This window comes from Nonomuraea sp. N2-4H (assembly GCF_045291505.1).
In the GTDB taxonomy this organism is placed as follows: Bacteria; Actinomycetota; Actinomycetes; order Streptosporangiales; family Streptosporangiaceae; genus Nonomuraea; species Nonomuraea fastidiosa.
Genome location: NZ_CP147987.1, coordinates 6918214 through 6937197, shown reverse-complemented (window position 1 = coordinate 6937197; position 18984 = coordinate 6918214). Strand labels below are relative to the sequence as shown.

Genomic DNA, 18984 nt, shown 5'->3' with positions numbered 1-18984 from the left:
TCGCGAGACGGCAGGCTTCTGTCCGGCTCGTTTGACAATGAGACTTCAGATGGCAGATCCCCGCACCATCGCTTACTCACATCGCCGTATAGGCGCGCAGGAGGGACCGTGCTGACCGCGTTTACCCGGGCGTTCCGGACACCGGACCTGCGCAAGAAGTTGCTCTTCACCCTGGGCATCATCGCGCTATTCCGTCTCGGCTCGGTTCTTCCGACTCCGGGAGTCCACGTCCAGAACCTCGCCGCCTGTTTCGACCAGGCTCGCAGCGGCGAAACCGGCAATATCTACGGGATGGTCCAGCTCTTCAGCGGCGGCGCGCTGCTGAAACTTTCAGTGTTCGCGCTGGGCATCATGCCGTACATCACCGCGAGCATCATCCTGCAGCTGCTCGTGGTGGTCATCCCGCGCCTTGAGGCGCTGAAGAAGGAAGGCCAGGCCGGCCAGGCCAAGATCACGCAGTATACGCGTTATCTGACGATCGGCCTCGCCGTGCTGCAGTCGACGGCGTTCATCGCTCTTGCGCGTACGGGCCAGCTCTTCCCGAACTGCCAGCAGGACGTGCTGCTCGACCCGGACAACATCTTCGGCATCGTGACGATGGTGATCATCATGACCGCCGGTACTTCGGTGATCATGTGGCTCGGTGAGCTCATCACCGACCGGGGCGTCGGCAACGGCATGTCCATCCTGATCTTCACTCAGGTCATCGCGGTCTTCCCGTCCGAGCTGGCCAACATCTTCCAGGCGAACAAGTTCACTTTCGCGGTCGTCATGGTCGTCGGTGTGTTCATGATCGCCGCGGTCGTCTTCGTCGAGCAGGCGCAGCGCCGCATCCCGGTCCAGTACGCCAAGCGCATGGTGGGCCGCAGGATGTACGGCGGCACCTCGACCTACATCCCGCTGAAGGTCAACCAGGCCGGCATCATCCCGGTCATCTTCGCCTCGTCGCTGCTCTACCTGCCGCAGCTGCTCACGTCGCTCTTCTCGACCAGCGACAACGTGGTCATCACCTGGATCTCGCAGAACCTCGCCACGGGTGACACGCCGATCTACATGGCCACGTTCTTCGTGCTGATCATCTTCTTCACGTACTTCTACGTGTCGATTACCTTCAACCCCCCTGAAGTCGCCGACAACATGAAGAAGTACGGTGGATTCATTCCGGGCATCCGCCCCGGCCGTCCGACGGCTGAATACCTGAACTTCGTGCTCACCCGTCTGACCGCGCCAGGCGCGCTCTATCTGGGTCTGATCTCCATGGTCCCGATCGTCGCGCTGGCCGTGGCCGGTGCGAGCCAGAACTTCCCGTTCGGAGGGACGAGCATTCTGATCATGGTTGGTGTCGGCCTGGACACGGTGAAGCAGATCGAGAGCCAGCTCCAGCAGCGCAACTACGAAGGTTTCCTGCGGTAGTGCGTCTCGTTCTGGTCGGGCCCCCCGGAGCGGGCAAGGGGACGCAGGCCCAGTACATCGCATCGAACCTGTCCATCCCGAAGATCTCGACAGGTGACATCTTCCGTGCCAACGTGTCCGGCGGCACGGAGCTCGGCAAGCTGGCCAAGACGTACATGGACCGCGGTGACCTGGTGCCGGACGAGGTCACCATCGCCATGGTCCGTGACCGTCTGTCGCAGGACGACGCGCAGGACGGCTTCCTGCTCGACGGCTTCCCGCGGAATGTCGCACAGGCGGAGATCCTGCGCGACATGCTCAAGGAGTGGGGCCAGGAGCTGGACATCGTCCTGTCGCTGATCGTGGACGACGACGAGGTGGTGCGGCGGCTCGCGCAGGCGCACCTGCAGCCAGTGCGGCCGCATCTGGCACGTCGAGTTCGACGACAAGAAGGACGACAAGTGCGACGCGTGCGGGGGCGCGTTGTTCCAGCGTGACGACGACAAGGAGGAGACCGTCAGGCACCGCCTGGAGGTCTACCAGGAGCAGACGGCGCCGATCATCTCCTACTACGCCGACGAGGGCATCCTGGTCGGTGTGGACGCCACAGGGCCGGTCGAGGAGGTCACCCAGCGGGCCATGGACGCGATCCGGCCTTTCATGGGCTGAGCGCCGAGTACGACTGATTCGCGGAGGTGGCACGGGTTTCCGTGCCACCTCGCGGTTATTGTGGGGGAATTGGGCCCCCAGCGTGGCCCGTTGAGACCCCAGGGGGCAGAACATGTTCAAACGCAACAGGCACGGCATCCAGATCAAGACGCCGGAGCAGCTCGAGAAGATGCGGGCGGCCGGCCTCGTGGTCGGGCGTACGCTCGACCTGCTCAAGCGCACGGTGGAGCCCGGCATGACGCCGCTCGACCTCGACGTCATCGCCGAGAAGGCGATCAGGGAAGAGGGCGCGATCCCGTCCTTCAAGGGCTACCAGGGCTTCCCCGCGACGATCTGCGCGTCCGTGAACAACGAGGTCGTCCACGGCATCCCGACCAACGCCCGTAAGCTGCGCGAGGGCGACATCATCTCGATCGACTGCGGCGCGATCCTGGACGGCTGGCACGGCGACTCGGCCGTCACGGTGCCGATCGGCGAGGTGGACCCGAAGCTGACCGAGCTGATCCGGGTGACGGAGGAGGCCATGTGGCGCGGTATCGCCGCGCTGCGGCCGGGGCGCCACCTGTCGGACATCGGCTACGAGGTCGAGCGGTACGTCAAGTCTCAGGGCCGCTACGGCATCCCTCCGGAGTACGGCGGCCACGGCATCGGCACCGAGATGCACATGGACCCGTGGATCGCCAACCACGGCAAGCCGGGCCGCGGCCCGCTGCTGGAGGCCGGCATGTGCCTGGCCATCGAGCCCATGGTCAACCTCGGCACCGAGCGCACCCGCGTACTGGCCGACGACTGGACCGTGGTCACTGTGGACGGCAAGCATTCGGCGCACTTCGAGCACAGCGTGGCCGTGACACATAATGGACCTTGGGTGCTCACCGCCCTCGATGGGGGCAAAGAGCGCCTCGCTCATCTGCAGCCCTAGCCCCCTGGAGTTGGTGGGATGGCGAACAGCCCCGAGATGCGAGCCTCCGACGCCGATCGCGACCGCGTCGCCGCCATCCTCCGCGAGCACACCGCGCAGGGCCGCCTCACGATGGACGAGTTCAACGAGCGGCTGGAGCAGGTCTACAAGAGCAAGACGTACGGCGAACTGGCCAAGCTGACCTCCGACCTGCCGGATGTGGACCTGCGCAACCTGCCCGCCAAGGTGGCGAGCTCGGCGCCGGAGAAGAAGGGCATGCACTCCGGCATGGCGGCGGCCTGGAGCGCCTGGGCCGCGGCCAGCGGCATCAACTGGGTGATCTGGCTGATCGTGAGCATCACGTCGGGCGAGATGATCTATCCATGGCCGCTGTGGGTGATGGGGCCGTGGGGCGTCATCCTTCTGGTCAGCACGATCTTCGGCGGCAATCAGCCGAAGGAGTCATGAGGGCGGTCATCAAGGCCCCGCGGCCGCCCTTGCGTCGTACGGTCTGATGAGGACGCGCCCGGTCTGATGAGGATGCGCCCGGTCTGATGAGGATGCGCCCGGCACCGTCGCGGCGGCCGCTGCGTCGTACGGTCTGATGAGTTGCGGCGTAGGGTACACTTCTACATGGTTGTGTCAGGACACCTGGCACGCGTTTCGCGTTTTGGGCCCAGGTGTCGTACACTCCTTAGTCGGCTCACTATGACTTCTCACGCGTCGGCGGTCTTTGCCGGCCGTCGCTCTCTTCGAAGCGTGAAGGTCGCGGCTGCGTAGTGAACCGGAGCCTCAGACGACCGATCAGTGAAACGCGAGGAATTTTGGCCAAGAAAGACGGCGCCATCGAGATCGAGGGCACTGTGGTCGAATCGCTCCCGAACGCGATGTTCCGGGTGCAGCTCGACAACGGCCACAAAGTCCTTGCCCATATCAGCGGACGGATGCGGATGCACTACATCCGGATCCTTCCTGACGACCGGGTAGTCGTTGAGCTGAGCCCCTACGACCTGAGTCGCGGGCGGATCGTCTACCGATACAAGTAAGACGTCTGAGGAACACAAAGGACAATGAAGGTAAAGCCGAGCGTCAAGAAGATCTGCGACAAGTGCAAGGTGATCCGCCGGCACGGTCGCGTCATGGTGATCTGCGACAACCTGCGCCACAAGCAGCGCCAGGGCTAGTCGCCGCAAGGCTTCTCCGAGTCCGCCCCGCAAGGGAGCGGGCTCGACGCATGAGGAGCCTGAGTCAGTTAGCGCGTCTCACACCTGAGAAGGCGGCGTCAGCCGAACCACTCAGGAGACCCCCGGTCGGAGGCCGGGGCCCTCACCCCGGGCATTGGGGAGGGGTAGTGCGGCGCAAGACCTCCGCCACATAGAAGGAGAATGCCCGACCATGGCTCGCCTGGTTGGCGTCGACCTCCCCCGCGACAAGCGGCTGGAGATCGCTCTCACCTACATCTACGGAATCGGCCGCACCCGGGCTCAGGAGATCCTGAAGGCCACCGGCGTCAACGGCGACCTCCGCGTGCACCAGCTCACCGACAACGAGCTCGTCCCGATGCGTGACTACATCGAGGCGAACTTCAAGATCGAGGGTGACCTGCGCCGCGAGGTTCAGGCCGACATCCGTCGCAAGATCGAGATCGGTTGCTACCAGGGCATCCGGCACCGCAAGGGCCTGCCCGTGCACGGTCAGCGCACGCAGACCAACGCGCGTACCCGTAAGGGCAAGAAGAAGACCGTCGCCGGCAAGAAGAAGCCCGGTAAGAAGTAGTCCCGCATGGGGGTCGCCGACGCCCGGACCCGGTCGTTCACACGACCGGCGAGTGCCGGGCCGGCGCGATCGTCACACACAGCCGCGGACCGAAGACCTCAGGAGTAATGGCAAACAATGCCTCCTAAGAGCCGCCAGGGCGCGCCGAAGAAGGTGCGCCGCAAGGAGAAGAAGAACGTCGCTCACGGGCACGCCCACATCAAGAGCACGTTCAACAACACGATCGTCTCGATCACCGACCCGAACGGGAATGTGATCTCCTGGGCCAGCGCCGGCCACGTGGGTTTCAAGGGCTCCCGTAAGTCCACCCCGTTCGCCGCCCAGATGGCCGCCGAGAACGCCGCCCGCCGCGCCATGGAGCACGGCATGCGCAAGGTCGACGTCTTCGTCAAGGGTCCCGGCTCCGGCCGCGAGACCGCGATCCGCTCGCTGCAGGCCACCGGCCTGGAGGTGGGCTCGATCCAGGACGTCACCCCGGTTCCGCACAACGGTTGCCGGCCGCCGAAGCGCCGCCGCGTCTGACTTAGCCCAGGAGATACAGAGAAATGGCTCGTTACACGGGCGCCGACTGCAAGCTCTGCCGCCGGGAGAAGACCAAGCTCTTCCTCAAGGGCAGCAAGTGCGAGTCCGCCAAGTGCCCCATCGAGATCCGTCCTTACCCGCCGGGTGAGCACGGTCGCGGACGTCCCAAGGAGTCCGAGTACCAGCTTCAGCTTCGTGAGAAGCAGAAGACCCGCCGCATCTACGGCGTCCTCGAGAAGCAGTTCCACAACTACTACGAGGAGGCCGCGAGCCGGTCGGGCAAGTCGGGTGAGGTTCTGCTCCAGATCCTGGAGAGCCGCCTCGACAACGTCGTCTACCGCGCCGGGTTCGCGCAGTCGCGCGACGCCGCCCGCCAGCAGGTCCGTCACGGGCACTTCCTGGTGAACGGCAAGAAGGTCGACATCCCGTCCTACCGCGTTCGCGAGCACGACATCATCGAGGTCCGCGAGAGCAAGCGGAACCTGATGCCGTACGAGGTGGCCCGCGCCACCGCCGGCGAGCGCACCGTTCCCGCCTGGCTCGGCGTCGTGCCGGACAAGCTGCGCATCCTGGTCCACCAGCTTCCGGTGCGCCAGCAGATCGATACGCAGGTGCAAGAGCAGCTCATCGTCGAGTACTACTCGAAGTGAGCCTCGGCCGGGGTGCGCACTGTCGCATCCCGGCTACGCTGTTCATCGGAGTGGCGTCATATAGCGGGCGTCACACGAAAAAGGGGAGAACCCGCTCATGCTGATCGCTCAGCGTCCGACTCTTCTGGAAGAGTCGATCGACGAGACCCGGTCCCGGTTCGTCATCGAGCCGCTGGAGCCCGGCTTCGGCTACACCATCGGAAACTCGCTGCGCCGCACGCTGCTGTCGTCCATCCCGGGCGCCGCCGTGACGAGCATCCGCATCGAGGGCGTGCTGCACGAGTTCTCGACCGTCCCCGGGGTCAAGGAAGACGTCACCGACATCATCCTCAACCTCAAGGAACTGGTCGTGTCCTCCGAGCACGACGAGCCGGTCGTGATGTACCTGCGCAAGCAGGGCCCGGGTGAGGTGACCGCGGCCGACATCGCGCCGCCCGCCGGCGTCGAGGTGCACAACCCCGAGCTGCGCATCGCCACGCTCAACAGCAAGGCCAAGCTGGAGATGGAGCTGACCGTCGAGCGCGGTCGCGGCTACGTCTCCGCCGCCCAGAACAAGCAGCCGGGCCAGGAGATCGGCCGCATCCCGATCGACTCGATCTACTCCCCGGTCCTCAAGGTCACCTACAAGGTCGAGGCCACCCGAGTCGAGCAGCGTACCGACTTCGACCGTCTCATCCTCGACGTCGAGACCAAGCCCGCGATGAAGCCCCGCGACGCGGTGGCCTCCGCCGGCAAGACCCTCGTCGAGCTCTTCGGCCTGGCCCGCGAGCTCAACGTCGAGGCCGAGGGCATCGACATCGGCCCGTCGCCGACCGACGCGGCCCTGGCCGCCGACCTGGCGCTGCCGATCGAAGAGCTCAACCTCACCGTCCGCTCCTACAACTGCCTCAAGCGCGAGGGCATCCACACCGTGGGTGAGCTCGTCGCCCGCAGCGAGCAGGACCTGCTCGACATCCGTAACTTCGGCGCCAAGTCGATCGAAGAGGTCAAGCAGAAGCTGCACGAGATGTCGCTGGCGCTGAAGGACTCCCCGCCCGGGTTCGACCCGAGCGCGGTGGCCGGTGGCGGCTACGAGGACGACGACAGCGCGTACGTCGAGACCGAGCAGTACTGATTCCCAGTTAGCGCGGGCCCCCGATGGCGGGGGCCTGGCGGCCCGACTCCGGTACCTGGTACGGCCGGGGCGGGTGAACCTCAAGGAGAAATGACATGCCCAAGCCCACCAAGGGTGCACGTCTTGGCGGCAGCCCGGCGCACGAGCGGCTGATCCTGGCCAACCTGGCCACGGACCTGTTCCGCCACGGCAAGATCCGCACGACGGTCGCCAAGGCCAAGCGCCTGCGTCCGCTGGCCGAGCGCCTGATCACCAAGGCGAAGAAGGGCGACATCCACAACCGGCGTCAGGTCCTGACCGTCGTTCGGGACAAGGGCGTCGTGCACCACCTCTTCACCGAAATCGCGCCGACGTTCGCTGAGCGTCCCGGCGGCTACACCCGCATCACCAAGATCGGTGCGCGTAAGGGCGACAACGCCCCGATGGCGGTCATCGAGCTGGTGACCGAGCCGATGAACGCCGTCACCACCCGCCGCACCACCCCGGCCGCCGCTGCCGAGGCTCCCAAGGCCGAGGAGGCGAAGGCGGAGGAGACCAAGGCTGAGGCTCCGGCTGAGGAGAGCGCCGCCGAGGCCCCCAAGGCTGAGGAGGCCAAGGCTGAGGCTCCGGCTGAGGAGTCCGCTCCGGCCGAGGGCGAGGCGAAGAAGGACGAGGCCTGATCTATCAGGATTTCAGGCTTCTCAGGCTGAAGGAAGCGGGCCCGACCCCCTCTGCGGGGTTCGGGCCCGTTTTCGATTAAGGGAGGATCATCGTGGTACGGCTCCGCCTCGACCTCGCGTACGACGGGACCGACTTCTCGGGATGGGCCAGGCAGCCGGGACTGCGTACCGTCCAGGGGGAGATCGAGCAGGCGCTCGGGCGGATCCTGCGCCTCGATGCGCCGGCCATGCTGACCGTGGCCGGGCGTACCGACGCGGGGGTGCACGCGCGCGGCCAGGTCGCGCACGTGGACGTGCCCGAGGCGGCGCTGAAGGAGCTCGACGGGAACCGGGGGCCGCTGAGCGTCGATGAGCGGCTCTCTGTGCTCGTGCGGCGGCTCGGTGGTGTCCTGGACCCAGATGTACGGATTTATCGGGTCTCCGTGGCTCCTGAGGGCTTTGACGCCCGATTCTCGGCGCTCTTCCGGCGGTACGCGTACCGCGTGGGCGACGCGCCCGGCGGCGTGGACCCGCTGCGGCGGCGCGAGGTCGTCTGGCACAACCGGCCTCTCGACATCGACGCGCTCAACGCCGCCGCCCAGCGGCTGCTCGGCGAGCACGACTTCGCCGCCTTCTGCAAGAAGCGCGAAGGCGCCACCACGATCAGGGAGCTGCAGCGGCTCGACTGGACGCGCGAGCCGGACGGCGTGCTGGTCGCCACCGTCGTCGCCGATGCGTTCTGCCACTCGATGGTGCGGGCGCTCGTGGGGTCGCTGCTCGCCGTGGGGGACGGGCGGCGGCCCGTCGAGTGGCCGGGCGAGGTGCTGCGGCGGGGGGTGCGGGACTCCGGAGTGCATGTGGCCCCCGCACACGGGCTGTGCCTGGAGGAGGTCCGGTACCCGGACGATGCCGAGCTCGCCGCTCGGGCCGCTGCTACGCGGCGGGTTCGCACAGTGGCGGCGGACGCCGGCTGAGGCCGGGGCCGGGCGCGCGCGCCTGAGGTTGCCGGGTCGCGCATCGTCGCCTCTGTGGTCGCACGGGCGAGATGGGAACCGGGCGCGTCACGCGTCGTCGCCCTCGGGCTGAGCCGGTGAGACAGGGCGCTTGCCGCTCGTCGTGCCGGGCTCGTGCCGGGCTCGTGCCGGGCTCGTGGCGGGCGGGTGCGCGCACCGGGCGTCGGGCTGTTGCGGGGTGGCGCGGCGGTGCGTGGTCGCCCGGCTCGGTCGGCCTGCACGTGGTACGCGCCGGCGGCGTGGGGGAAGGCGGGGCAGGGGGAAGGCGCTGCGAGGTGCACGGCCTCACAGCCCGGTCGGGGTTGGAGGTGCACGGCCTCACACCCCGGTCGGGGTTGGGTGCCTTAGCGCCCTAGTGGGGGTGAGGTGCGCGGCCGAGGGGCGGCCGCGCTTGCCTCAGTTCCTGCCGGCGCGGCGTTCGAGGACGTCCGAGGTCAGGTCGCGGAACGCGGCGCTGACCTTCGGCAGCGTCTTCTCATCGGCCTTCGGCGTGTGGCCGTCGGCGTGGGTCGCGTAGCTGAAGACGATGTAGCGGCCCCACACCAGGCCGGCCGCGTAGCCGCCCGCGATGTGGACGCGTTCGCCGCCCGAGCCGTCCGGGCCGGGCAGCGGCCGGAACCAGACGTTGTGCGACAGGTCCTTCGCCTGGTCCACGGCGGCCGCGGCGTCCTTGTCGGGCAGCACGGCGATGCCCGTGGTGACCGCGTAGCGGCGCTTGCCGTCGACGTACGTCGCCCGCAGCACCCGGCTGCACTTCTGCTCCTTCAGCGCGTCGGCGAACGCGCCCGTCGCGGCCTTGTCGCAGGTCGTCTCCATGCCGGCCTTGACGCGCGTGAACGTCGTGCCCGCCGCGCTGACCTTCTTCTTCGGGAACGCCTCCGTCAGGGACAGCTTCTGCGGGTCGGTCTCCTCCGAGTCGAGTACGGACGTGGCCGTCGGGCTCTCGGGCGGCGGCGCGGTGGTCGCCTGGACCGTGGGCGGCGGCGCGGACGCCCGGGTGGCCGCCGTCGTCGGGGCCGGCGAGGTCACCGTCTGGTACGCGAAGAAACCACCCGTCGCCACGCCCGCCAGGGCCAGCGCGCCCAGCGTCACCAGCAGGGCCCGCTTGCTCTTGGCCGGTGGCGGAGGCGGCGGTGGCGTCTGGAACGGCGGCTGCTTGAACGCGCCCGGCGGGAAGGCCGGGCTGCCCTGCCTCTGGGCGGGGACGTTGAAGGCCGACGTCGGCTTCTGGCCCCACGTTTCCCTGGGGAACGGAAGTTCGGGCAGCTTGTCACCGGCCGCCGCAGCCGGAGCCTGGGTCGGCGGCCAGACGGGGACGTCGCCGGGCTCGGCGGGACGGGCGCCTTCCTGGCCGTGGGGCGGCGGCGTGGCCGTCCCGCCCGCTCCAGGCGCACCTTGCCGGCCAGGCGCAGTGCCGGGCGCGCCGGGTGCGGTGCCGGGTCCGCCTTGTCCAGCGCCAGGCTTGCCGGGCCCAGCACTCGGCGTGCCGGCGGTGCTGCCGTGCTCGCCTGAGCCGGTGCCAGGCCCACTGGGCACAGCGCCGGCCTCGGCGGACTCGGTCCCCGGCTCGCCGGAGCCCACAACGGGTGCGCCTGGCCCGCCGGAGCCCGCAACGGGTGCGCCTGGCCCGCCGGAGCCCGCAACGGGTGCGCCTGGCTCGCCGGGGGCTGCTTCGGGGGCGCCGGGTCCGGTGCTCGGGGTGCCGGGGCCGGTGGCGGGCTTGTCGGCTCCTGTTCCAGCGGCTCCCGTTGCAGCGGCTCCTGCGCCAGCCTCGCCGCCCGCTGCCGCAGCAGCAGCCGTCGGCTTGGCGGGCGCGGTTCCGGGCTCGCCTTGGCCGGCGGAGCCGGGCCGGGCGTTCGGTGCGGCGGAAGCGGACCCTGCGGCCGGGGCCTGCTCCGCGTTGTGCGGGGTGGTGGTGTGGCCCTGGCCCTGGCCCTGGCTCTGGTTCTGGCTCTGGTTCTGCAGGTTGGCGACGCGCTGGGTGCTGTTCGGGTCCGCGGCCGGGTCCGCCTGCGCCGCAGAAATCGCCTGGGCGTCCCCCTGGGTGCTGGAGGGCGCGTGGGAGTCGCCTTGCGTTCCGGGCGTTGCGGGGGCGTCCCCAGGGGCTGCTTGCGTGTCCCCGTGCGTGGCGGCGTTCGGGCGGGGGTGGGCGGCCCTGGGCTGGTCCGTGGTGTCCCCGGACGGGACCTGCTCCCCGCTGTCATGAGGCCGCGAGGCGTTGTCGGCAGGGCGCGTGGCGGCCTTGCGCGGGTGGACGGCCGTCGTCGAGGACTCGTCGTTCTCGTGAGCGGTCGTCGCGTCCGCGTTTGCGGCGTTCTGCGCCGTTGCGTCCGGGTGGCCAGTACTCGCGGCGGTGGCCGTCTTGCGCGGCGGTTCGTTGGACGACAGGGACGGCGGCGAGACGGGCGCCGGTGCGTCGCCCGCGCGCGCCTGGTCGGCACCCTCGCGTTGCGCCATGTAGTCGGCCGCCGGGATGCCTTCAGGGTCGGTCGCGTACACGTCGGGGTCGGTCGCGTCGGCGGCGGCGTCCGGTGCGTTCGGGCTGGTGCCCGGGCCTGCCGCGTTCGGGTCCGTGGTGTCGGCGCGCACGCTTGCGCCGATGACGTTCGGGTCGGTGGCGGTCGCGTCCGCGCCCGTTCCGCCGTGGGGGTCCGTCGTGATGGCGTCAGGCTGGTAGTCGGTGTCGCCTGCGGCCACCTGGTTCAGGACGAACGGGGTGGGGTTCGGGTTGAAGGGCGGCGGCATGAACGGCTCGTCCGCGTCGGGCACGGCCTCCAGCTCGCCTGTGGCGGCCGGCCACGGGGGCATGGCGTGTGAGTCGGACTGCGGTGCGGGCCATGCGGGCATGCCGGCCGCTGCCGCCGTGAACGCCGGTGGCGGCTCCCACGGCGGCGTGCCCGAACCCGCCCCCTGCGCAGGCCAGGCGCCCTGGCCGCTCTGGGGCTGGGCGTTCGGGTGCCCGCCCGGCTGCGGGCCTGCGTGATGCTGCTGGCCCTGCTGAGGTCCGGCGTTGGAGTGGTCGTCCTGCTGGGGAGCGGGCTGCGGGTGGGCTGCTCCCGGCGCGTTCCATGGGTGTACGTCCTGGGGCCGGCCCGGTTGCCCCGGCTGGCCTGCCTGGCCCGGGTGGCTTGGGTGGCCCGCCTGGTCTGCCTGGCCCGGGTGGCCTGGTTGCCCTGCCTGGCCCGGCTGGGCCTGGTCGGTGTGCGGTGCCGCGAGCGGTCGGCCCGGGTGGGCGGGGCCAGCCGGGGGGTGCGGCTGTGACACGCCGAACGGCGCTGCGGGCGGCTGCTGGCCGAACGCGTGCGGGCCGCCAGGAGGCGCGCCGAAAGCCGGCGGGTTGTGGGCAGGGGCGGGGTGCCCGCCGTCCGGATGCTGTGCACCGGACGGCGGCGTGCCAGGCCCGCCCTGCCCGAAGGCATGCGGCCCGCTCTGACCTGGCCCGGCCTGACCCGGCCCGTCCGCCTGACCTGGCCCGCTCTGACCTGGCCCGGCCTGACCCGGCCCGTCCGCCTGACCCGGCCCGCCCTGAGCCGGGCCGTCCTGCCCGAATGCGTGCGGGCCGTTCGGTGCCTGGCCGAGGGGCGTGGCGGGGCCGCCCTGCTCGAACGCGTGCGGGGCGCCCTGAGCTGGGCTGCCCGGTGCCTGGCCGAACGGCGGCTGGCCGGGCTGGCCCTGCGCGTGGTCGAAGGGTGGCTGGCCGGGCTGGCCCTGCGCGTGGTCGAAGGGTGGCTGGCCCTGAGGGTGGTTGAAGGGTGGCTGGGCCTGCGGGGGGCCGAAGGCGTGTGGGCCGCCCTGCGCAGGCGGGAACGGGGGCGGGGCGCTTTGGGGGCCGGTGAAGGCCGGCTGGCCGAAGCGGGGCGGGAGGGAAGCCTGGTTGTGCCCGGGCGCGGGTGCGGCCCCGAAGGGCGGCTGCGGCGCGGGCTGGGCCTGCGTGGGGTCGGCGAGCCAGTCGTAGGGCGCGGCTTCGTCGCCGGGGATCTCCCACGGCTGGGCGTCCGCGGGCCGCCCCGGAGGCGGGACGTGGGCGTTCTGGACGCCAGCGGCGGCGCCAGAGATGGCGGAGTCATGGGCGGTGCCAGGCGCCGACGAGTCCGGCCCGGACGCCGATGCGCCAGGCCCGGACGAGCCCGCGTGAGGTGCCGTTGTGCCCGGCCCGGACGTCGGAGAGCCCGGCTGGGATGCCGGTGCGCCCGGCTGGGATGCCGGTGTGCTGGGGTGGCCGCCGGCAGCCTGGGCGGCCGGCCCTGGCTGGGTGCGGGGGTAGGGCTCGCTGAGCTGGGGCGGGGACGGGTGCCCGGGGGCACCCGCCGCCGTGTCGCTCAGGGATGGGTGTGGGTGGGACGGCGCCCGCTCGCCGGAGGGAGCGAACGCCGGTGGAACGTCTCGCCCGTCGGTCTGGCCGAAGCTCGGCGGTGGCGTCGCTGGGGCGGCCGAACCGTCGGCCTCCCTCTGATCGTGCTCAGACCCGGGTTCCTGGCCACGCATAGCTGGGAGCCTAGCGAGCCGAACGAGATCGTTAAGCCGGTATGGGCGTTCCCAGGGGCATCACCAGCCCCTTTGCAGGGGGTTCGCCCCAAAAGAACACTCAGCTCAGTGCGCTGCCGGTCAAGGCGCGGTTGTCCAGGGCCTCGTACACGGTGGCCTTGGTGATGTCGACGATGGCCTGCGAGATCCGCTTCGACCCCTTCGAGTCGGGCTTGGTGCCGTCCTTGCGCTGGAACCAGACGAGGATCGCGTAGTGGCCGTACGTCGAGATCTTCGCGCCGCCCGCGCCGGAGCCGAGCTGCTTGGTGACCTCGTCCTTGCCGGGCAGCGGCTTGACGTAGTTGCTCGAGCTGCCGGCCTTGGCGACCTTGGCCGCCTGCTTTTCGGAGCTGAGGTTGGCCACGCCGATCGTGCCGATCACCACGCCTTCCTTGTCACGGAAGCTCGCGCGGACGAACTGGGTGCACTTGGCGGACTTGAGCGCCTTCTGCAGGGCGTCGCCCAGTGCGCCGTCCGTGCACTTCTTGTCCTTGCTGGTGATCGTCATCTGGTAGCCGCGCTTCGAGACGGTGAACTTCCGCCTCTTGCCGAACATCTCCTTGATCGTGATCGGGTCGGGGTCGGTCTTGCGGCTGGCGGCGAAGCCGTACTTGCCGGGCGGGACCGAGGGCAGCGGCGCCGAGGTCTGGCGGGACGCGGTGGTCTCGGCGGTGACGGGCTCGTCGGCGTTGTACATCATGACCAGGCCGCCGGTGAGCAGGCCGAGCACGACCAGGCCGCCGATGCCGGCGAGCAGCGGGCCGCGCGAGCGGCTGTTCTCGTCGTACGGGCTCCAGCCGATGCGGCTTTGCGCGGTGGTCTTGGCCGGGCGGCCGTCGCCGGCGCCGTCCTTGCCGTTGTCGGCGCCGGCCGGGGCACCGCGGTCCTTACGGCCACGGCGACCTGAGGACTTGTCGCCCTTGCCCTTCTTCTTGCCGTCCGCGCCCTTGCCGCCGTCGGGCTCAGGAGGGGTGCCGAAAGCGGAGGTGGGCTCGTTGGGGCCGGGAATGTTCGGCGCTCCTGCCGGGGCCGGCGTTCGGGGCCGCCCTGACCGGTGCCAGGGCCGCCGAAGGCGTCAGAACCGAAGCCGCCCTGCGGAGGAGGACCGGCAGGATCGCCGCCGAAACCGCCGCCGGGACCACCCGGGCCGCCGCCGTGGCGGCCACCGTCGCCCGGCCCGCCCGGACCGCCGGGCCCGCCGCCGTGCCGGCCCGAGCCGCTCATGAACAGGCTGCCGGGAGGCTCGGCACCGCCGGGGCCGTTCGCGAGGGGATCGTCGCCAGGCCCGCCTCTGCGGGCGCGGCCGCCGCCGGCCGGGCCGTCGGCGGCGGCGAACATGCCGCCCTGGGCGTCGGCGGCCCCGCCACCTGCGGGGACGTTGCTCGTGAAGAGGCTGCCCGCCGTCGCGTCCGACGGTGCGCCGCCGCCCCTGGGCCTGCCGCCCATGCCGTAGGGGGCGCTGCCGGTGCCGTGCTCACGTTCCCCACTGCCGTTGGAAACCATGCGGCGACATTACCGTGATGTTCGTCATTGGGTTCCGAAGTCTTGGGTCCACCATGGGCCTCCCGGCCCGGATGCGACCCCCACGCCGATGGCCTTCAGGCGGCAGTCGAGGATGTTCCTGCGGTGGTCACGGCTGGCCAGCCAGCCGTTCACGGCCTCGGCGGGGGTGCTGTAGCCGGCGCCGATGTTCTCGGCGGCGCCCCAGCGGTATCCGGCGCGCTCCATCCGGTCCCAGGGGGACGAGCCGTCGGGGGAGTTGTGCGCGAGCTCGCCGGATCGGGCCATCTCCAGCGAGTGCGTACGCGCCGACCTGGTGAGCCCCGCGTCGACCCTGAGCGGCCCGCATCCGCGCTTGACCCGCGCGGAGTTGGTCAGCGTGACGACCTCGGAGGCCATGTCGCTCAGCACCCGTACGTCCTCGCGCCCGTTGTCGAACGCCGCCGACGGGTCGTCGTGCGAGTTGAAGCCCTCGATGCGCCCGTCGGGGGTACGGCGCGGTGCGGACGTCGCGGTGGGCTCGCCGACCTCCTTCTTGATGGTGATGCCCCGCGGGATGCTCTCCACCTGCGGCTGCGCCTTCTTCTGCGCGGTCGGCTCCGGGGCGGCGGTGGCGGCTGCGGGCGGCGCGGTCTCGCTGAGGTAGATGTGGGGGGCAGGTTCCTCTTCGCTGCTCAGCCGGCCGATCAGCACACCCGTGAACAGGACCGCCAGGAGGCAGGTCAGCAGGCCCAGGTGGTTCCGGCGCCGGAGGCCGCGCTGGGTGTGCCGGGTGCGAGAGAACTGCCACATACCGCCGCCAACGATAGGGATGTCTGGTCCTGGGAAAGAAGAGGTCCCAGGGAAACGAAACCTAACCGTTCTGCGGTCAGGTAGACTCACACAGGGTTACCGGTCTTTTTGACCTGCACGCCTATTGGCGGGTAGCTTAGGTTCGTTGTGTGCATAGGTCCTGCGTGACCGATGCGCGGCGCGTCCGGCGTCATCTCCCATGTGATGGAGACGGAAGGTCCGGGCCGTCGTGTGCCCGCACCGACCGACCAATGTGTAGCTGTCGCATCCGACAGCGCCGAAGACGCGAGCATAAAGAAGGCTACGACCGTGCGCACGTACTCACCGAAGCCCGCCGACGTCCAGCGTCAGTGGTACGTCATCGACGCGACCGATGTCGTGCTGGGCAGGCTGGCCAGCCACGTCGCGACCCTGCTCCGCGGCAAGCACAAGCCGATCTATGCCCCCCACGTCGACACGGGTGACTTCGTCATCGTGATCAACGCGGACAAGGTCGCGCTGAGCGGCAACAAGCTTGAGCAGAAGAAGGCGTACCGCCACTCGGGCTACCCGGGCGGTCTGCGTTCCGTCACGTACGGCGAGCTCATGGAGAAGCGGCCGGAGAGGGCCGTCGAGAAGGCCGTCAAGGGCATGCTGCCGAAGAACTCCCTCGGCCGGAAGATGGCCAAGAAGCTGAAGGTCTACGCGGGCCCCGAGCACCCGCACAAGGCCCAGCAGCCCGTGCCGTTCCAGATCACCCAGATCGCCCAGTAGTAGTTCGAAAGAGTTAGAGGAGAACCGTGGCTGAGCCCACCGGTGTCGAGACGGCCGTAGAGGCCGAGCTGGAGGACTACTCCGGCGAGGACTTCCCGTCCGAGTACACCACCGAGTCCGCCGCCAGCGCTGACGCTCCCGTGCGCAAGCCCGTCACCACGGGCAACTCGTACGGCACCGGCCGCCGGAAGCAGGCGATCGCCCGCGTGCGCATCGTCCCCGGCACCGGCAAGTGGACGATCAACGGTCGTTCGCTGGACAACTACTTCCCGAACAAGGTCCACCAGCAGATCGTCAACGAGCCCTTCGTGGTGCTCGGCGCCGAGGAGGCGTTCGACGTCATCGCCCGCATCGACGGCGGTGGCGTGACCGGCCAGGCCGGTGCGCTGCGCATGGGCCTTTCCCGCGCGCTGGCGAGCCTCGACGTCGAGGTCAACCGCCCGCCGCTGAAGAAGGCCGGCTTCCTCACCCGTGACGCCCGCGCCACGGAGCGGAAGAAGTACGGCCTCAAGAAGGCCCGTAAGGCTCCGCAGTACAGCAAGCGCTGACGTTGGCGCGCCTCTTCGGCACCGACGGGGTACGCGGGGTCGCGGGCCGCGACCTCACGGCCGAGCTCGCCATGGACCTGTCCGTGGCGGCGGCCCATGTCCTCGGCGATGCAGGCGCGTTCGCCGCCACCGGACGCCGTCCGGTGGCGGTCGTAGGCCGGGACCCGCGTGCCTCGGGAGAGTTCCTCGAGGCCGCCGTGGTCGCCGGCCTCGCGGCGTCCGGTGTGGATGTGCTGCGCCTTGGCGTGCTGCCCACTCCGGCCGTCGCCCACCTCACCGCCGCGCTCGGCGCCGACCTCGGCGTCATGCTGTCGGCCTCGCACAATCCGGCGCCGGACAACGGCATCAAGTTCCTGGCCCGCGGCGGCTTCAAACTGTCCGACGCGGTCGAGGACGAGATCGAGCGCCGGCTGGGCGAGGAGTGGAGCTTTCCCGTCGGCTCGGGCGTGGGGCGCGTGCGTGACGCGTACGGTGAGGCCGACCGCTACATCTCCCACGTGCTGACCACGATGAACGCCCGGCTCGACGGGCTGCACGTCGTGGTCGACTGCGCTCACGGAGCGGCCCACATGGTGGCCCCCGAGGCGCTGGTGCGCGCGGGAGCCCGGGTCGAGGCCATCGGCGCCAGGCCCGACGGCCTCAACATCAACGACGGTCACGGCTCGACCCACCTCGACAAGCTGCGTCAGGTGGTCGTCTCGCGCGGGGCCGACGTCGGCGTGGCCTACGACGGCGACGCCGACCGCTGCCTCGCGGTCGATCACACGGGCGCGGTCGTCGACGGCGACCACATCATGGCCGTCCTGGCCACCGCCCTGCACAGCGAGGGCCTGCTGGCCAAGGACACCGTGGTGGCGACCGTCATGTCCAACCTGGGCTTCAAGCTCGCGATGCGCGAGGCCGGCATCTCCGTGGTCGAGACCGCGGTGGGCGACCGCTACGTGCTGGAGCGGATGAAGGCAGACGGCTACAACCTGGGCGGCGAGCAGTCGGGCCACGTCATCATGCTCGACCACGCCACCACGGGTGACGGCCTGCTCACCTCGCTGCAGCTGCTGAGCGTGATGGCCAAGTCGGGCGTGCCGCTCAAGGAGCTGGCCTCGGTGATGACGCCGCTGCCGCAGGTCCTGATCAACGTCAAGGACGTCGATAAGGACAGGGCCTCGGCCCCCGAGCTGGCCGCCGCCGTCGCGGAGGCGGAGGCGGAGCTGGGCGAGACCGGGCGCGTGCTGATCAGGCCGAGCGGCACCGAGCCGATGATCCGGGTGATGGTCGAGGCGGCCTCGGAAGAGCACGCCACGATGGTGGCGGCCCGCCTGGCCGACGTGGTCCGCAAGGTCTGCGGCGTCTGACGTTTCCGGGATCGGCCTGGAAGCCGGCCCAGGAGCAGAGAGTCAGGCGAAGGCCCGCGGGGAGATCCCCGCGGGCCTTCGCGATTCTCGGAAGGACTCGACTCGGTGAGTCCCAGAGGAGGGCTACTCCTCGCCGGTGAGTGAGAACGCGCGCAGCCGCTGCCCGGCCAGCGCCACGGCGACGACGGTGACGACGAGCATGGCCGGGATGGCGAAGCCGAGTGCGACGTCCGCCTTGAGGAACGGCGAGTCGCTGATCTGGTCGGCGATCGACTGGCCCCAGCGCTGGATGGAGAACCTCCGCGCTCCGGGCACGAAGTTGCCGATCAGGCTCTCCCAGACCAGGGCGTAGACGATGCCGATCGTCACCGCGTGCCGGGTGACGACGCCGAGCAGCAGGAACAGCGCGGCGTAGGCGATGCCGGCGGCCAGCGTGCCGAGGGCGAAGCCGGCCGCGACGCCGTCCTCGTTCCGCAGCAGCAGCCAGCCCGACACGTACGTCGGCACGGCCGCGAACAGCGCCAGCAGCGACGCGGCGACCACGAACTTGGTCGTGACGATGGTCGGGCGGGAGATCGGCTTCGACATCAGGTGGATGATCGTGCCGTCGTCGATCTCGGGGGCGATGACGCCCGTGCCGGCGATGAGGCCGAGCAGCGGCAGCATGGTGCCGATGGCGAAGTTCTGCAGCAGCAGCACGGCCGAGCGCTGGTCGGCGGCGCCGAAGACGCGGAAGAGCACGGCGAGGCCGATCAGGGCCAGCGGCAGCAGCAGGAGCAGGATGATCCGCCGGCGCCCCAGCAGGGCCCGGTACGTGATGCCCGCGACGACAGTGTTCAT

The 18984-nt window shown here is 70.1% G+C and carries 19 protein-coding genes and 1 pseudogene; 16 read left to right on the top strand and 4 right to left on the bottom strand.

The window, feature by feature from the left end:
- Window positions 1-108 precede the first annotated feature (108 nt).
- From secY to truA, 12 genes and pseudogenes are all read left to right on the top strand, one after another.
- Window positions 109-1413, top strand: a complete 1305-nt coding sequence (gene secY / locus WBK31_RS31625) for a preprotein translocase subunit SecY (protein ID WP_364068624.1) — start codon at window positions 109-111, stop codon at window positions 1411-1413.
- Window positions 1413-2061: pseudogene (locus tag WBK31_RS31620) on the top strand (adenylate kinase). Before secY ends, WBK31_RS31620 begins: the two are co-directional and overlap by 1 nt.
- Before the next feature lie 112 nt (window positions 2062-2173).
- The gene (gene map, locus WBK31_RS31615) at window positions 2174-2983 is read left to right on the top strand and encodes a type I methionyl aminopeptidase (protein WP_364068620.1); all 810 of its coding nucleotides are present in this window, start codon (window positions 2174-2176) and stop codon (window positions 2981-2983) included.
- An 18-nt stretch (window positions 2984-3001) separates the two neighbouring features.
- A complete protein-coding gene (locus tag WBK31_RS31610) occupies window positions 3002-3430 on the top strand; it encodes a DUF1707 domain-containing protein (protein WP_364068618.1) in 429 nt (142 codons plus the stop codon).
- Between the two features lie 356 nt (window positions 3431-3786).
- On the top strand, window positions 3787-4008 hold the full coding sequence (infA, locus tag WBK31_RS31605) for a translation initiation factor IF-1 (RefSeq protein WP_012887858.1): 222 nt from the start codon (window positions 3787-3789) through the stop codon (window positions 4006-4008).
- Between the two features lie 24 nt (window positions 4009-4032).
- Window positions 4033-4146, top strand: a complete 114-nt coding sequence (gene rpmJ / locus WBK31_RS31600) for a 50S ribosomal protein L36 (RefSeq protein ID WP_003956441.1) — start codon at window positions 4033-4035, stop codon at window positions 4144-4146.
- A 211-nt stretch (window positions 4147-4357) separates the two neighbouring features.
- Window positions 4358-4738 (top strand): 30S ribosomal protein S13, encoded by a 381-nt coding sequence (gene rpsM / locus WBK31_RS31595; RefSeq protein WP_364068616.1) that lies wholly within the window; start codon window positions 4358-4360, stop codon window positions 4736-4738.
- Between the two features lie 117 nt (window positions 4739-4855).
- Window positions 4856-5260, top strand: a complete 405-nt coding sequence (gene rpsK, locus WBK31_RS31590; protein WP_020542285.1) for a 30S ribosomal protein S11 — start codon at window positions 4856-4858, stop codon at window positions 5258-5260.
- A gap of 23 nt (window positions 5261-5283) precedes the next feature.
- On the top strand, window positions 5284-5910 hold the full coding sequence (gene rpsD / locus WBK31_RS31585; RefSeq protein ID WP_364068614.1) for a 30S ribosomal protein S4: 627 nt from the start codon (window positions 5284-5286) through the stop codon (window positions 5908-5910).
- Window positions 5911-6007: 97 nt separating this feature from the next.
- The gene (locus tag WBK31_RS31580; protein ID WP_364068612.1) at window positions 6008-7024 is read left to right on the top strand and encodes a DNA-directed RNA polymerase subunit alpha; all 1017 of its coding nucleotides are present in this window, start codon (window positions 6008-6010) and stop codon (window positions 7022-7024) included.
- Window positions 7025-7119: 95 nt separating this feature from the next.
- Entirely contained in the window at window positions 7120-7683 is a 564-nt protein-coding gene (rplQ, locus tag WBK31_RS31575; RefSeq protein ID WP_364068610.1) for a 50S ribosomal protein L17, read from the top strand.
- Window positions 7684-7775: 92 nt separating this feature from the next.
- Entirely contained in the window at window positions 7776-8636 is an 861-nt protein-coding gene (gene truA / locus WBK31_RS31570) for a tRNA pseudouridine(38-40) synthase TruA (protein ID WP_364068608.1), read from the top strand.
- Window positions 8637-9071: 435 nt separating this feature from the next.
- Here the strand turns inward: truA and WBK31_RS31565 are convergent, their stop codons facing one another.
- Window positions 9072-11483: a hypothetical protein gene (locus WBK31_RS31565; RefSeq protein ID WP_406673594.1), complete on the bottom strand. Its 2412-nt coding sequence runs from the start codon at window positions 11481-11483 to the stop codon at window positions 9072-9074.
- 147 nt (window positions 11484-11630) lie between these two features.
- Between WBK31_RS31565 and WBK31_RS31560 the strand changes: the two genes are divergently transcribed.
- Window positions 11631-11936, top strand: coding sequence for a hypothetical protein (locus WBK31_RS31560; protein WP_364068604.1), 306 nt, complete (start codon window positions 11631-11633; stop codon window positions 11934-11936).
- A 1324-nt stretch (window positions 11937-13260) separates the two neighbouring features.
- Here WBK31_RS31560 and WBK31_RS31555 read toward each other — a convergent pair.
- Both WBK31_RS31555 and WBK31_RS31550 read right to left on the bottom strand, forming a co-directional pair.
- Entirely contained in the window at window positions 13261-13929 is a 669-nt protein-coding gene (locus tag WBK31_RS31555) for a hypothetical protein (protein WP_378786109.1), read from the bottom strand.
- Between the two features lie 797 nt (window positions 13930-14726).
- Complete coding sequence (locus WBK31_RS31550) at window positions 14727-15491, bottom strand: CAP domain-containing protein (protein WP_364068600.1); 765 nt, start codon at window positions 15489-15491, stop codon at window positions 14727-14729.
- A gap of 309 nt (window positions 15492-15800) precedes the next feature.
- Between WBK31_RS31550 and rplM the strand changes: the two genes are divergently transcribed.
- The 3 genes from rplM to glmM are packed head-to-tail and all read left to right on the top strand — an operon-like array spanning window position 15801 to window position 18144.
- Window positions 15801-16244, top strand: coding sequence for a 50S ribosomal protein L13 (gene rplM / locus WBK31_RS31545; protein WP_364068598.1), 444 nt, complete (start codon window positions 15801-15803; stop codon window positions 16242-16244).
- Between the two features lie 26 nt (window positions 16245-16270).
- Window positions 16271-16792: a 30S ribosomal protein S9 gene (rpsI, locus tag WBK31_RS31540; RefSeq protein ID WP_364068596.1), complete on the top strand. Its 522-nt coding sequence runs from the start codon at window positions 16271-16273 to the stop codon at window positions 16790-16792.
- 2 nt (window positions 16793-16794) lie between these two features.
- On the top strand, window positions 16795-18144 hold the full coding sequence (gene glmM / locus WBK31_RS31535; protein WP_406673593.1) for a phosphoglucosamine mutase: 1350 nt from the start codon (window positions 16795-16797) through the stop codon (window positions 18142-18144).
- Window positions 18145-18267: 123 nt separating this feature from the next.
- On the opposite strand, the gene WBK31_RS31530 is transcribed toward glmM, so the two are convergent.
- A complete protein-coding gene (locus tag WBK31_RS31530; protein ID WP_406673592.1) occupies window positions 18268-18984 on the bottom strand; it encodes an ABC transporter permease subunit in 717 nt (238 codons plus the stop codon).

Coding starts and splice junctions, on each gene's coding strand:
- rpsD (WP_364068614.1), top strand. CDS start 5,284: ATGGCTCGTTACACGGGCGCCGACTGCAAGCTCTGCCGCCGGGAGAAG.
- WBK31_RS31530 (WP_406673592.1), bottom strand. CDS start 18,984: ATGAACACTGTCGTCGCGGGCATCACGTACCGGGCCCTGCTGGGGCGC.
- rpsK (WP_020542285.1), top strand. CDS start 4,856: ATGCCTCCTAAGAGCCGCCAGGGCGCGCCGAAGAAGGTGCGCCGCAAG.
- WBK31_RS31610 (WP_364068618.1), top strand. CDS start 3,002: ATGGCGAACAGCCCCGAGATGCGAGCCTCCGACGCCGATCGCGACCGC.
- rpmJ (WP_003956441.1), top strand. CDS start 4,033: ATGAAGGTAAAGCCGAGCGTCAAGAAGATCTGCGACAAGTGCAAGGTG.
- WBK31_RS31550 (WP_364068600.1), bottom strand. CDS start 15,491: ATGTGGCAGTTCTCTCGCACCCGGCACACCCAGCGCGGCCTCCGGCGC.
- rplQ (WP_364068610.1), top strand. CDS start 7,120: ATGCCCAAGCCCACCAAGGGTGCACGTCTTGGCGGCAGCCCGGCGCAC.
- WBK31_RS31580 (WP_364068612.1), top strand. CDS start 6,008: ATGCTGATCGCTCAGCGTCCGACTCTTCTGGAAGAGTCGATCGACGAG.
- map (WP_364068620.1), top strand. CDS start 2,174: ATGTTCAAACGCAACAGGCACGGCATCCAGATCAAGACGCCGGAGCAG.
- WBK31_RS31565 (WP_406673594.1), bottom strand. CDS start 11,483: ATGCCCCCGTGGCCGGCCGCCACAGGCGAGCTGGAGGCCGTGCCCGAC.
- rpsM (WP_364068616.1), top strand. CDS start 4,358: ATGGCTCGCCTGGTTGGCGTCGACCTCCCCCGCGACAAGCGGCTGGAG.